The sequence below is a fragment of the Microlunatus soli genome, assembly GCF_900105385.1.
GTDB classification, from domain to species: Bacteria; Actinomycetota; Actinomycetes; order Propionibacteriales; family Propionibacteriaceae; genus Microlunatus; species Microlunatus soli.
The window spans coordinates 1097530-1111008 of record NZ_LT629772.1 but is presented as its reverse complement, the minus strand read 5'-3'; the positions used below and the strand labels follow the sequence as shown (position 1 = coordinate 1111008).

12 protein-coding genes are annotated in these 13479 nt (G+C 67.8%); 7 read left to right on the top strand and 5 right to left on the bottom strand.

The window, feature by feature from the left end:
- Positions 1-2: 2 nt before the first annotated feature.
- From BLU38_RS05210 to BLU38_RS05200, 3 genes are read left to right on the top strand one after another with little or no spacing between them, the layout of a single operon-like run.
- The gene (locus tag BLU38_RS05210; RefSeq protein ID WP_091520939.1) at positions 3-1073 is read left to right on the top strand and encodes an ABC transporter ATP-binding protein; all 1071 of its coding nucleotides are present in this window, start codon (positions 3-5) and stop codon (positions 1071-1073) included.
- Positions 1070-1927: an ABC transporter permease gene (locus BLU38_RS05205; RefSeq protein WP_091520935.1), complete on the top strand. Its 858-nt coding sequence runs from the start codon at positions 1070-1072 to the stop codon at positions 1925-1927. The genes BLU38_RS05210 and BLU38_RS05205 overlap by 4 nt, the downstream gene beginning before the upstream one ends.
- Positions 1927-2736 carry an ABC transporter permease gene (locus BLU38_RS05200; protein WP_091520930.1) on the top strand — a complete coding sequence of 270 codons (810 nt, stop codon included), beginning with the start codon at positions 1927-1929 and terminating at the stop codon, positions 2734-2736. Before BLU38_RS05205 ends, BLU38_RS05200 begins: the two co-directional genes overlap by 1 nt.
- Positions 2737-2903: 167 nt before the next feature.
- Here the strand turns inward: BLU38_RS05200 and BLU38_RS05195 are convergent, their stop codons facing one another.
- A complete protein-coding gene (locus BLU38_RS05195) occupies positions 2904-3953 on the bottom strand; it encodes a glucuronyl esterase domain-containing protein (RefSeq protein WP_091520927.1) in 1050 nt (349 codons plus the stop codon).
- Complete coding sequence (locus tag BLU38_RS05190) at positions 3950-5317, bottom strand: FAD-binding oxidoreductase (protein WP_091520923.1); 1368 nt, start codon at positions 5315-5317, stop codon at positions 3950-3952. Before BLU38_RS05190 ends, BLU38_RS05195 begins: the two co-directional genes overlap by 4 nt.
- 58 nt (positions 5318-5375) lie before the next feature.
- Between BLU38_RS05190 and BLU38_RS05185 the strand changes: the two genes are divergently transcribed.
- From BLU38_RS05185 to BLU38_RS05175, 3 genes are all read left to right on the top strand, one after another.
- The gene (locus tag BLU38_RS05185) at positions 5376-7211 is read left to right on the top strand and encodes an ABC-F family ATP-binding cassette domain-containing protein (RefSeq protein WP_091520918.1); all 1836 of its coding nucleotides are present in this window, start codon (positions 5376-5378) and stop codon (positions 7209-7211) included.
- A gap of 103 nt (positions 7212-7314) precedes the next feature.
- The gene (locus BLU38_RS05180; protein ID WP_157683223.1) at positions 7315-8649 is read left to right on the top strand and encodes a hypothetical protein; all 1335 of its coding nucleotides are present in this window, start codon (positions 7315-7317) and stop codon (positions 8647-8649) included.
- Positions 8650-8675: 26 nt separating this feature from the next.
- The gene (locus BLU38_RS05175) at positions 8676-10037 is read left to right on the top strand and encodes a hypothetical protein (protein WP_157683222.1); all 1362 of its coding nucleotides are present in this window, start codon (positions 8676-8678) and stop codon (positions 10035-10037) included.
- Here the strand turns inward: BLU38_RS05175 and BLU38_RS05170 are convergent.
- The gene (locus BLU38_RS05170; RefSeq protein WP_091520907.1) at positions 10003-10734 is read right to left on the bottom strand and encodes a DUF4191 domain-containing protein; all 732 of its coding nucleotides are present in this window, start codon (positions 10732-10734) and stop codon (positions 10003-10005) included. The genes BLU38_RS05175 and BLU38_RS05170 overlap by 35 nt on opposite strands.
- Entirely contained in the window at positions 10727-11671 is a 945-nt protein-coding gene (gene lipA, locus BLU38_RS05165) for a lipoyl synthase (RefSeq protein ID WP_091520903.1), read from the bottom strand. The genes BLU38_RS05170 and lipA overlap by 8 nt, the downstream gene beginning before the upstream one ends.
- A 214-nt stretch (positions 11672-11885) precedes the next feature.
- On the opposite strand from lipA, the gene BLU38_RS05160 reads away from it, so the two are divergent.
- The gene (locus BLU38_RS05160; RefSeq protein ID WP_091520899.1) at positions 11886-12890 is read left to right on the top strand and encodes a hypothetical protein; all 1005 of its coding nucleotides are present in this window, start codon (positions 11886-11888) and stop codon (positions 12888-12890) included.
- Positions 12891-12942: 52 nt separating this feature from the next.
- Here BLU38_RS05160 and BLU38_RS05155 read toward each other — a convergent pair whose 3' ends face one another.
- Positions 12943-13449 carry a GNAT family N-acetyltransferase gene (locus BLU38_RS05155; RefSeq protein ID WP_091520895.1) on the bottom strand — a complete coding sequence of 169 codons (507 nt, stop codon included), beginning with the start codon at positions 13447-13449 and terminating at the stop codon, positions 12943-12945.
- Positions 13450-13479: the final 30 nt, after the last annotated feature.

Here is a 13479-nt window from a genome sequence, read left to right as displayed (position 1 = left end):
ACATGCCAACGGCAACATCGCCGTCCCCGAACAGCGCACGCGCACCGGTCATCCAGCTGTCCGGAATCGGCAAGACCTATCGTTTTCATCGCACCCGACCGGGCCTGCGCGGCTCGATCCGGGACCTCTTCGGCCGGCAGCAGAGCGAGCGGGCCGCCGTCGCCGACCTCGACCTGACGATCCGGTCCGGCGAGTTCGTCGGCCTGCTGGGGCGCAACGGCGCCGGCAAGACCACCACCCTGAAGATGCTGTCCGGGCTGCTCCGACCGAGCACCGGAGAGCTCCGGGTACTGGGGCACGAACCGTATCGGCGGGGCTTCGACTATCTGCGGCAGATCGCCATCGTGTTGGGGAACAAGTCGATGCTGTGGTGGGACGTGTCGACCCGTTCCAACCTGGAGTTGTACGAGGCCCTGTACGACCTCGACCACCGCGACTTCGAACGCAGCGTCGCCGAGTTGGCCGAGATGCTCGGGGTCGCCGACCACCTGGACATCCCGGTCCGCAAGCTGTCGCTGGGTGAGCGGATGAAGTGCGAGTTGATGTTGGCCCTGGTGCATCGGCCGCAGGTGCTGTTCCTGGACGAGCCGACCATCGGACTGGACGTGGTGTCCAAGGCCGCGATCCGGCAGTTCCTGGCCGCGACCTGCGCCGAGCAGGGCACGACGATCATCCTGACCAGTCATGACATGGACGACGTCGAACAGCTGTGCCAGCGGGTGGTGCTGATCGATCACGGTCGGCTTCGGTTCGACGGCACCCCGGAGGATCTGGTCCGCTCCACCAGGCCGCGCAAGACGGTGCGGTGCACCTTCGCCGATCCACCGATCGAGTCACCGGCACCGGATCTGTTGCCGACCGGTGTCAGCCTGATCGACGCCGACCCGACCTCCGGGCAGTTGATCTTCGAGACCGAACGGGACACCGTCGCGGAGCTGCTGGCCAGGGCGACGCAGTGGGGCGGCCTGGTCGACCTCGAGGTCCGCGATGCCGAGTTGGACGACGTGATGCAGGCCGTCCTCAGCGACATGCCGACTGTCGCCGGCGAATCCGCAGCGGGGGATCGCCGATGACGACCACCACCAGTACCCGAGGGACCTGGCGCCGGCAGGGACGGTTCTTCTCCCGGCTGATCCGGCTGAACATCGAGGTCACCTTCGCCTACCGCGGCGACTTCATGATCATGCAGTTGGGAAACCTGATCATCCCGATCACCTCGTTGCTGGTCTGGCAGGCGGTGCTGGCCACCGGCGCCGCGCTGCCGGTGACCGGACGCTACCTGCTGGCCTATTTCGTGCTGGTCGCGATCGTGGAGATGCTGGCGTCGTCCTGGACAGCGTTCTTCCTGGCCGAGTCGATCCGCAACGGCGACCTCAACCAATGGCTGATCCGGCCGACCTCGACCCATCTGAACGCGGTGTCCAACAACATCGGCGAGAAGTTGGTCAAGATCATCTTCCTGACACCGTTCGTGCTGATCACGATGATCGTCCTGGACCGGGTCCGGATCGGCGGCAGCGGAATCCACTACCCGCACGATCCGATCCGCTGGATCGCGTTCGCGGTGGCAGTACTCGTCGCAGCCGCGATCCGGTTCACCCTGGACGTACTGATCGGTTCGCTGGCGTTCTGGTTCGAGGATGTCCAGGGATTCCTTCGGGTATCGGCGGTGGTAGTCCCGGTGCTGTCCGGTGCCGTCGTGCCGTTGGCGCTGATGCCGGCCGGCTGGTCGACGGTCACCCAGCTGCAGCCGTTCCGCTTCATGCTGGCCTTTCCGATGGACGTCCTGCTGTCCGATCGGATCTGGGCCCGGCCGCAGCTGGTCACCGGCTTCGGTCTGCAGCTCGGCTGGCTGCTGATCTTCGTCGCGGCGGCGGTCGCGGTCTGGCGCCGCGGCCTGCGTTCCTACAGTGCGGTCGGTGCCTGATGCGAGATCCAGGACGGGGCATCGGGTATCGGGTACGGATCGCGCGGGCGATCGCCGGACAGGCGCTGGAACGCGACATGCAGTTCCGGGCCCAGGCCTGGACCACCCTGGCGGTCGGTCTGCTGGAGGTCGGCGTGGCGATCATCCCGGCGTTGTTGATCTTCAACACGACCACCGAGGTACGGGGCTGGCGGATCGGCGAGGTGTTGATGGTGACCGGCTTCGCGCAGTTGCTGAACGCCTTCCTGGCCGCCGTGATCGCACCGAACCAGACCAAGATGAGTGACTACATCCGCGAAGGTGATCTCGATCTGATCCTGATCCGGCCGGCGCCGGCACAATGGCTGGCGGCGTTCCGCTGGTTCGAGCCGGCCGAACTGCTGGCGGCGATCAGTGGCGCGGCGGTCCTGGTGGTCGGAGCCGTCCGCGCCGGTCTGACGCCGGATCCGTGGCAGATCGGCTTGGCGGTCGTCTGGTTCGTCGTCGGATGCGTGGCGATCAGCCTGGTCTGGATGAACCTCGGCTATCTCGCCTTCTGGCTGACCTCGTCGGACCAGGTCCGCGCCTTCCTGGACACCGTCTTGACCGCGGGCCGCTATCCGCTGGCGTTCTATCCGACCGCGGTCCGTGTCGTGCTGCTGTCGATCGTGCCGATCGGGCTGGCGACGACGGTGCCGGCGCAGGCCCTGCGAGGTGTGACGGACCTGTCCGGGCTCGGCATCGCGGTGCTGATCATCGTCGCTTTGTTGATCATCACCAGGCTGCACTGGTCGGCCGGGCTGCGCAGCTACGGCAGCGCCAGCTCGTAGTGTCCCGCGCCCGAAGTTCGTGTGATCAGTCGGAGGCTGAAATGGTGAGCTGCAAGGCGGAGGAGGTGCGCATACCGGGTGCATGTAAGCCACCTGGCTTCGCAGCAGATCGCCGTTTCAGGCTTCGAATAATCGTGCGAACGTCAGGCGCGGGACACTGGCCGCCGTCAGGACGATGAATGCGATCCGGGGGACAGGTGACGGTCCAGGAAGGCCAGGTAGTGCAGCCAGTCCTCGGCCAGCAGCGCATGATCACCAGGACGGAGATGGAAGCCGACCGGGCCGCTGCCCTCGTTCAGTTCCCGGGCCGCCAACACGGCCTGGAACTGGCCGAGCGGGTCGGCCCAGTCGTCCTCCGAGGCGCTGCCGACGCACACCGGACGGGGCGCGATCGACGCCAACAGTTGATCTTGATCGACCGGCAGCTCGGCGTCCCGGCCGGCGTAGCCGGCGTAGGACGGCGTGAACCAGTACGGGAACTTCCCGGTGATCGCCGCGATGTCCTCCTTCACGCGGTGTCGTGAGCCTGTCGAAGGGCGGTGTCCTGAGCCTGTCGAAAGATGTCGGTGCAGGGCGTCGCCACTGCAACCGGCCTCGTTGCTGACCACCGCGGCGAAGCCGGTGTCCTGCGCGGCTGCCCACAGGGCGGCCTTGCCCATCCGAGAGTGGCCGATGGCGATGATCTTGTCGGCCTGGACGTGGGCGAAGGAGGGCAGCTGGCGGCGGATCAGGCTGAGCGCCCAGGCCCAGACCCCGAGCGTTCCCCAGTCGTCCAGTCCCTCGGGCAGCACCGTCCGGATGCCGTCGGCCGCGCCGCCGAGCCGGTCCGGTTCGATCGCGCTGGCATGGGCGGTGGCGACCCCGTATCCGCGGCGCAGCAGCAGGTCGATCGGCCATTGCTGGAGCGCGGCGTCGTTGCCGTCGAAGTTGAGTCCGAGGAAGACCGGCGACCGGTCGGTGTTCGGCAGGCAGAGCGCCAGTTCGAAGGAGTACGCACCGCGGGGCCCGGTGACGGTCAGCCGGATCCGGTTCTCCGCACCGGTGCCGTACATCACCTGCTGGGCCAGGTCGGTGCTGTCGACGCTGACCTGGAGTGCCGGAGTCACTCCGTAGACGACGCGTCCGAAGTCGGTGATCACCTGATCGCGATCGAACGCGGCCGGAGTGATCGCCCGGTCCGGTGAGCCGGTCGAGCCGCCGGCTGTTCCTCGGGTCACAGGACTGCTCCAGGATTCATGATGCCCTTCGGGTCGAGCGCGTCCTTGATCTTGTGGCTGAGTGCCATCACGTCCGGTCCGAGCTGCTCGGGCAACGCTGACTTCTTCAGCCGGCCGACGCCGTGCTCGCCGGTGATCGTGCCGCCCAGCGAGATGGCCAGTTGCATCACCTGGTCGAAGGCCCGGTGGGCCCGAGCGACCGAGTCGGGATCAGTGGGGTCGTAGACGATGTTGGGGTGGGTGTTGCCGTCCCCGGCGTGGGCGACCACCGGGATCTCGATCGCATTCTCAGCGGCGATCTTGGCCACGCCATCGATCAACTCAGGCAGTTGAGGGATTGCTGCGCCGACGTCCTCCAGTAGCAGCGAGCCACGCTTCTCCATCGCCTGGAATGCGGCTCGGCGGGCGGCGACGAACATCTCACCCTCGTCCGGGTCCTCGGTGACGAAACATTCCTTGGCGCCGAGCTCGGTGCACACCCTCTCCATGATCGACACCTCCAGGCCGCGAGCTGCGCCCGGTGAATCGGACTGGGCGATCAACATCGCGCCCGCCTCCCGGTCCAGTCCCATCCGGAGATGATCCTCGACGAGGTTGATCGACAGGCCGTCCATCAGTTCCAACATCGACGGCCGGATCTCCGCGCACATCCCGACCACCGCCCGGGCCGCCCTGTCGACGTCGGGGAAGGTGGCGACCAGGGTCGCCGTGTCGGGTTGCTTGGGCACCAGTTTGAGGATGCCCCGGGTGATCACGCCGAGCGTGCCTTCACTGCCGACGAAGAGCTTCATCAACGACAGTCCGGCGACGTCCTTGACCCGGATGCCGCCGAGCTTCAGGAGCTTTGCGTCGGCGGTCACCACATCGAGCCCGACCACATAGTCGGTGGTCACGCCGTACTTGACGCAGCACAGCCCACCGGCATTGGTGGCGAGGTTGCCGCCGATCGAGCACATCTCGAACGACGACGGGTCCGGCGGATACCAGAGCCCGTGTTCGGCGGCGGCCGCCTTGACCTCGGCGTTCAGCGCCCCGGGCTCGACGATCGCCACCCGTGCACCGGGGTCGATGGTGATCGCACGCATCCGCTCGGTGCTGATCATCAGGCACTGCTCGACGGCGGTCGAGCCGCCGGACAGTCCGCTGCCGGCGCCGCGGGGCACCACCGGCACCGCAGAGCGGTCCGCCCAGCGCACAGCCGCCTGGACGTGTTCGGCGGTCTCGGCCCGGACGACCGCGAGCGGCATTCCGGCTCGATCGTCGCGTGCCCAGTCGAAGCGATAGCGGTCCATCACGGCGGGATCGCTGGTGACGATGTCGGATCCGAGTTCGGCGATGAGCGCGGACAGCGGCGGTTGGCTCATGGTGTTCAACCCTATGCCGTCGGCACCCGTACGCGGTCGGGCCCCGTACCCTGTCGGAGTGGTACATCTGCTGGGCGCCCAGGACATCGGTCTCGAGTTCCCGACCCGTCACCTGTTCACCGACCTGACCATCGGGATCAACAGCGGTGACCGGATCGGGGTCGTCGGTCGCAACGGCGACGGCAAATCCACCCTGCTGCGGATCCTGGCCGGCCGTTTGCAGCCCGACACCGGCTCGGTCGTGCGGCGGCGCGACGTCACGGTCGGAATGCTGGACCAGGCCGACACCCTGGACCCGGAACAGTCGGTCGCGGCAGTCGTGGTCGGCGACCGGCCGGAGCACGAGTGGGCCGGTGACCCGCGGATCCGGGACGTGCTGGACGGGTTGCTCGGCGACCTCGACCGACGGTCCCCGGTCGGCGAACTCAGCGGTGGGCAACGCCGACGGGTCGCGCTGGCGGCGTTGCTGGCCGGCGACTTCGACATCGTGATCCTGGACGAACCGACCAACCACCTCGACATCGAAGGGGTGTCCTGGCTGGCCGATCATCTCAACCGCCGCTGGCGTCCCGGGGACGGTGCGTTGGTGGTCGTCACCCACGACCGCTGGTTCCTGGACGCGGTCTGCACCCTGACCTGGGAGGTGCACGACGCGGTCGTCGACGTCTTCGAGGGCGGGTATGCGGCCTACGTGTTGCAACGCGTCGAACGCGACCGGATGGCTGCGGCGACCGAGGCCAAACGGCAGAACCTGATGCGCAAGGAGTTGGCCTGGCTGCGCCGCGGAGCACCGGCCCGGACGGCCAAGCCCCGGTTCCGGATCGAGGCCGCCAACGCGTTGATCGAGGACGTACCGCCGATCCGCGACACGGTGCAGCTGCAACAGCTGGCCACGGCCCGACTCGGCAAGGACGTCGTCGATCTGCTGGACGTCTCGGTCGGCTACTCCGGTGACAGCGGAGAACCGGTGCTGGAACACGTCGAATGGCGGATCGCGCCGGGGGAGCGGACCGGGATCCTCGGGGCCAACGGTGCCGGCAAGACCACGCTGCTGAAGTTGATCACCGGTGCAGTGCAGCCCGACAGTGGTCGGGTCAAGACCGGCAAGACGGTCAAGATCACCACGCTGAGTCAGCAGCTCGACGAACTCGCGGCCGTTGATCATCTCCGGGTCCGTGAACTGTTGCAGACCAAACGGACCGAGTACGTTGCCGGCGGCAAGGAACAGACTCCGGCGCAGCTGCTGGAGCAGCTCGGCTTCGGCGCTGCCCTGTTGTCCACGCCGATCAAGGATCTGTCCGGTGGGCAGCGACGACGGCTGCAGCTGTTGATGATCTTGCTCGACGAGCCCAACGTGCTGGTGCTGGACGAGCCGACCAACGACATGGACACCGACATGCTGGCCGCGATGGAGGATCTGCTGGACAGCTGGCCGGGCACGCTGCTGGTGGCCACCCATGACCGGTACCTGCTGGAGCGGGTCACCGATCAGCAGTACGCAATCTTCGACCATCGGCTGCGGCATCTGCCCGGCGGTGTCGATCAATACCTTCAGCTGTCCGCCGAGTCCGATTCCCGAGCTGGTGGCGGGGACGGGCCGGTGACCGGGGGCGAGAAAGGGGCAGCGGAGGACGGGCGCCGTGCTGCCGGCGCGTCCCGGCCCGAGCCGAAGATCTCCGCGGCGCAGGCGCGGCTGATCAACAAGGAGCTGTCGGCCATCGAACGCCGGCTGGACCGGCTGCAGACCCAGGTCGCGACGATCGAGGCGGCGATGCTGGCCGACAGCACCGACTACACCAAACTCGGCGAACACAACGCCCGCTTGGAGCAGGTGCGCGGTGAGCAGGCCGAGTTGGAGGAGAAGTGGCTGGAACTGTCGGTCCAAGTAGAATGAGCCGGCAATCGCCCCGGATCGATCAGGTGGCGGCCCGTAAGAGTGAGTGGCCCCGTAAGAATGAGTGGCCCTGTAAGAATGAGCGGCAAGGAGTCAGCAGCACGTGACGGCACCGGAAGACCGACCAGTACCGGCGTTGCCGGTGGGCACCCCGCTGTTGCATATCGGCATTCCGAAGACCGGGACCACGACACTGCAACGGACCGCGGCCTATCACCGGGAGAAGCTGCTGGAGAACGGCGTCTGCTACCCCGGCAGCACTCTGAACCACCGCGAGGCGGTGTCGGCGTTGATGAGCCGGTCGCTGGGTTGGAAGAACAGTGAATCCACCCCGGCCAAGGCGATTTGGAAGCGGATCGAGCGGGAGGTCAAGCAGACTCCCGCCGAACGTTCGCTGATCAGCCACGAGTTCGCCTGCGAATCCACCGATGAGCAGGCTCGCCGGTTCATCCGGGCCCTCGGTCCGAAGACCCACGTGGTGATCACCCTGCGCGGCTTCGCCGACCTGCTCGGTTCGAGCTGGCAGCAGTATGTGAAGGCCGGTTTCCAGAAGCCGTACGGCGTCTGGCTGAAGCAGATCCTCGGGCCGCGGTCCAAGCTGAGGACCACACCGACCTTCTACCTGCGCAATGATCAGGCCGCGATCGTCGAACGCTGGGTCCGGGTCGCCGGCGTCGACCGGGTGACCGTGGTGATCGCCGACAAGACCAAGCCCGATCAGCTGATGAACGCCTTCGAGGACCTGCTCGACCTGCCGCGCGGGATGCTGACCGCATTGCCGATCGGCGGCTATGGCGGCAACCGTGGGCTGTCCGCGGCTGAGGCCGAGTTGGTGCTCCGGGTGAACAAGGTGTTCCGCGAACAGGGCATGACCTGGGACCGGTACTCCAGTCTGATGCGGCACGGTTTCATCGCCAGGATGCAGGAGAATCGGCGGCCCGGCCCCGACGAGCCGTCGCTGGCGCTGCCGGCCTGGGCGGCGAAGAAGGCACTGGCGCAGGCCCGTCGCTACGCCGACGCGATCGACGCAACCGGTTGCCGGGTGATCGGCGACCTGTCCGCGCTGACCGCGCCGGTGCGCACGGTGCCGCGGGTCGAGCGGCCGACCCAGGTCCCGATCGACGCCGCCTTCGAAGCGATCTCGGGTCTGCTGTCGGCCGCCGACGGCCGGGGTGGATTCTTCGACGAGCCACCGGAAGGTGTCCAGGGATCGGTGAACTTCAAGAAGCCCTACATGCAGCGGCTGTATGACTCCGAGAGCGGCCGCGACGTCGCCAACGCGATCCGCGCCACCCGGCATCTGGATGACAGGACGATGGCCGCGGTCGCCGCCTACCGCGGGCTGATGAGCGCCGACGACCGGTCCAAGCCCTACCGGAACCGGGCTCGGAAGCTGGTGAACAAGGCGCGCCGTCGGGTCGGCAAAGCATTCAAGTGACCGGCGCCGACGCGATAGGACACGACGTGACCGGGTCGGATCCTGAGCTTGTCGAAGGACTGGGGCCTGGCACCGGCAGGAATGGGGCGCCGCTGGTCGGTGCGTTGCCGCCCGGTTCGCGGTTGCTGCACATCGGGTTGCCGAAGACCGGCACCACCGTCGTCCAGCGCGGTGCCGCGCTGAATCGCGACACGCTGGCTGCCCACGGGGTCTGCTACCCGGGCAGCGGCTTCAACCACCGCGACCAGACCGCCGCGCTGATGCAGCGGCCATTGGGCTGGCGGGGACGGGGCGCCAAGCTGCACGCCCGACCGGTCTGGGACGCGTTGATGCGCGAGGCCGTCTCGAAAGCGTCCTGGCGGGACGGCCGGACCTTCATCAGCCACGAGTTCGTCTGCGAGTCCACCGACGAGCAGGCTCGCCGATTCGTCGACGAACTGGACCCGGAGCACCTGCACGTCGCCATCACGCTGCGGGGCTACGCCGATCTGTTGCCGTCCAATTGGCAGCAGTTCGTCAAGTCCGGGCACACCGGCCACTTCGAGGACTGGTTGGCCGACGCACTCGACGGCCGGACGCGGCGGCCGACGATCCGCACCTTTGTTCGGCGCAACGATCAGACCGCGATCCTGCGACGCTGGATCCGACTGCTGGGCGCCGATCGGGTGAGCGTGGTGATCGCCGACAAGGGGCGGCCGACGCAGCTGACCGATGCCTTCGAGGACCTGCTCGGACTGCCTCGGGCGGCGACCGCGGCGCGGCCGGCCGGTGGCTACGTCGCCAACCGCAGCCTGTCGGCGGCGGAGGTCGAACTGGTCCGACGGATCAATCTGATCATCGCCGAGCGGGGTTATGACTGGCGCCGCTACACCAGCCTGATCCGGCACGGCGTGATCGCCCGGATGCAGGAGTGTCGGCAACCGGGGCCGGACGAGGCACCGCTGTTGCTGCCGGAGTGGGCGGCCGACCGGGCGCTGCAGATCGCCGGCCGACATGCCGAGGCGATCGCCGCATCGGGTTGCCGAGTGGTCGGCGACCTGTCCGCGCTCACCGCGCCGGTGCGTACGGTGACCTCGGCGGCTGCACCGACCGAACTGCCGGTCGATGCGGCACGGGAGGCCGTCGCCGGGTTGATCTCGGCGACCGAAGGCCGCGGACCGTTCTTCGATCAGGCGGCCGACGGCGTCGAGGGCCGGCGGATCAGCGATCCGCGACTGGAACGGTTCGTCGGTGCTGACGGTGCACGCCAGGTGCTGAACGCCTACCGCGCCACACGGCACCTGGACGGCAGCACAATGGCCGGCGTCCTCGCGCACCGGGTGACCGACGCGGCCGGCCGATTGCGGCAGCGGCTCAGCGGCCGCGCATCGCCTGCTTCGCGCCCCTGATCTGGCGCGGGTTGGTCGGCATCGGGCCCTTCGGCACCGGCATCTGCGGCCGGATCGCGTCCAGCGCGTTCAGCCGGCTCTTGATCTCGGTGATCTGGTTGGCCTCCAGCTGCTTGGGCAGCTTGCGGATGTGGTCGGCGAGCTTCTCCAACGGCACCTGGCCGGGTTTGGTGCCCATCACGATGGTCGTCACCTTGACGCCGTAGGCGACCTTCTCGTGTTTGCGGGCCTCACTGGCCAGCAGATTCTTCAACCGGCCGGGCTCGCCCTCGCCGATCAGGATCAGCCCGCCCGGGCCGATCGTCCGGTGCACCGCGTCCAGCTGCCGATTGGCGGCGATCGCGGGGGAGGAGATCCACTTCTTCGGCAGCATCGACAGCGCCACCTCGGCCGAACCGGCCTGGCCGGCGTACCGCTTGTACGTAGCCTGCTTGGTCCGGCGGACCAGCATCAGCATCGCCAGCAGCAGGCCGATCATCACACCGAGCAGGATGGTGGACACGATGAACTGCGTGAACAGCAGACCGAGCACGATGCCCAACGCGATCGGCAGCACGAAGCAACCGATCAGCAGGAACGGCAGCGCCTTGTCGTACTCGTGGGTCCGTTGGTAGGCGAAGATGATCTGCCGGATCCGGCCCATCTTCGCCGGGTCGGTGGTCTTCTCGGCCTTGTCGGCCCGGTCCTTCTTAGCCATGGTGGGCGTTCACTTTCATTCTCTTCTCGACCGCCCCACGATAGAGCCTTCCGGCTCGGTAGGACGAACGGACCAGCGGGCCGCTCATCACGCCCGCGTAGCCGATCTCGTTGGCCTCGGTCTCCAGCTCGGAGAATTCCTCCGGGGTGACCCAGCGGTCGATCGGGTGGTGCAGCGCGCTGGGGCGCAGGTACTGGGTGATGGTGAGGATCTCCGCACCCGCCTCGTGCAGGTCGCGCATCGCCGCGGAGACCTCCTCGCGGGTCTCGCCCATCCCCAGGATCAGGTTGGTCTTGGTGACCAGGCCGGCCTCCCGGGACCAGCGCAGGACGTCCAGCGACCGCTCGTAGCGGAAGCCTGGACGGATCCGCTTGAAGATCCGCGGAACGGTCTCGACGTTGTGCGCGAAGACCTCCGGACGGGTGCCGAAGATCTCTTCCAGGTAGTCGCGGTTGCCGGTGAAGTCCGGAGCCAGCATCTCCACCCCGACGCCGGGGTTGAGCTCGTGGATCTTGCGGATCGTCTCCGCATACAGCCAGGTGCCCTCGTCCGGCAGGTCGTCGCGGCAGACACCGGTGACGGTGGCGTACTTCAGGCCCATCTTCTGCACCGACTCGGCCACCCGCAGCGGCTCTCCGGCGTCGAAGTCGGCCGGCTTGCCGGTGGCGATCTGACAGAAGTCGCAGCGCCGGGTGCACTGCTCACCGCCGATCAGGAACGTCGCCTCCCGATCCTCCCAACACTCGAAGATGTTGGGGCAGCCCGCCTCCTGGCAGACCGTGTGCAGGCCTTCGTCCTTCACCAGCCGCTTGAGATCGCGGTACTCGGGGCCCATCTTGGCGGTGGTCTTGATCCAGGACGGCTTCCGCTCGATCGGTACGCCGGCATTGCGGACCTCGAGCCGGAGCAGCTTGCGTCCTTCGGGTGCGATCGTCACCCGTCCACCATACTTCCTGTGAATGTGACGACTGCGGCCCGGATCGGCCCCACCGACGCGACCCGAGCCAGCTCCCGGGCAGCCGGCCCCGCCCGCGATCGTCCGCCCGCGATCGTCCGCCCGCGATCACCCGACCGCGATCACCGGACGTCGACGCGGACCGTGCCATCAGCCACCGACGCTGCGTGACACGCTCCTACGGAAGGATGACCGCATGAAGATGCGTCTGATCGCTGCCGCGCTGCTGTCGGTGAGCATCGTGCTTGCCGGCTGCACCGTGCCCGGCTCGTCCGACAAGTCGGCGGCGAAGGCAGGCACGATCGTTGCCGACGAGTCGTCCGATCCGGGCCACATCTGGGCGATGACGCCGATCGGCCGGATCGACTTCACTCTCACCGAGCCGACCGAGAAGCTGCCGCCCTACGACGAGGCCTACGACCGCGCCGCGGAAGGTGCGAAGTTCATCGGCGTCTCCTGGAACTGGCAGTCCTTCACCCGGCCGGCGCCGATGACCATCAAACGCCAGGCGCCGTCGGTAACGTTCGTCATCGACAAGTTGCGCTACAACCTCGATGAGGTGATGCGTCGGAAAGCCAGCGGCGACCTGCCGATCGACCTTTCCGGCACCGCGTGGGTGGCGGTGGCTGACGCCCCCGAGCGACTGGTCGAGGCAGACCTCAGTATCGAGGTGACCTACGACGGTCTCACCCAGATCGTCGAGCCTCGGCAACCGGCCGGCACCACCGACACCGCGGCAGATGCGCTCTATCTCCCACCCGAGACGCTCGCCAAGCACGGGCAGACCTGCGGCGCTGCCCGCCCGGCGAAGGGCTGGACGCTCGGCACCGACAACTGCAGGGTGGAGGTGATGAACGTGCCCTATTACGAGCCGGTCGGCTGGGCGTCGCAGGGGGAGAGCTGGACCGTCGTCACCGTCCGCGCCAACCCCGGCGAGCTGGCCCACACCCGCGGATATCGCCAGTCCATCACCTTCGCCGACGAGGCGCCGACCGCGACCTACCGCCTCGACGACGCCAAACCGGTGAAGGTGATCCCGGCCGCCGACGACCCGCAGCGCAAGGGGATCGTCGGCGACACTGTGGTCTTCGAAGCCGACGGCACCGTCTACCAGGACTTCACGATCGACGCCGAGTTCCGCGGCGAGCCCGGCGACGACCCGGCAGCGCTCCGTGTGACCTGGTCGACCACCCTCGGCTGAGCGACGTGTCCGCGGTTCCGGCCCGATCCGTGCCCGTGGCTCCCGGGTCGCGTCAGTCGACCTTCCGGTCGGCCAGGTCGATCTTGAAGCCGACGTGCGAATCGCTGAAACCGAGTTTGCTGTAGAAGCGGTGGGCGTCGGGACGGGCGGAATCGGACGTCAGTTGCGCCATCGTCGCGCCGCGCCGGCGGCCCTCGTCCAGGGACCAGTTGATCATGGCGCTGCCGAGTCCGCTGCCGCGCTGGCTGCGGCCGACCCGAACGGCCTCGATCTGCAGCCGCAGGGCGCCGCGGCGGGAGAGCCCCGGCAGGAACGACAGTTGCAGGGTGCCGACGATCTCCGCACCCTTGCGGGCGACGATCAGCAACTCGCTGGGATCGTTGTCGATCATGGTGAAGGCCGCGCGATAGTGATCAAGGTCGGCGGGGTCGGCGGAGTCGCCGCGGCCCGCTGCGATCTTGTCGTCGGCCAGCAGCGCGACGATCGCAGGGAGGTCGGCCGCGGACGCCCGGTCCAGCTCGATCGCTTCGTCCTGCAGGTGCAGGGTCTGCAACGGCATTCGGGAAGCTCCGATCGTTCGGTCGGTGGT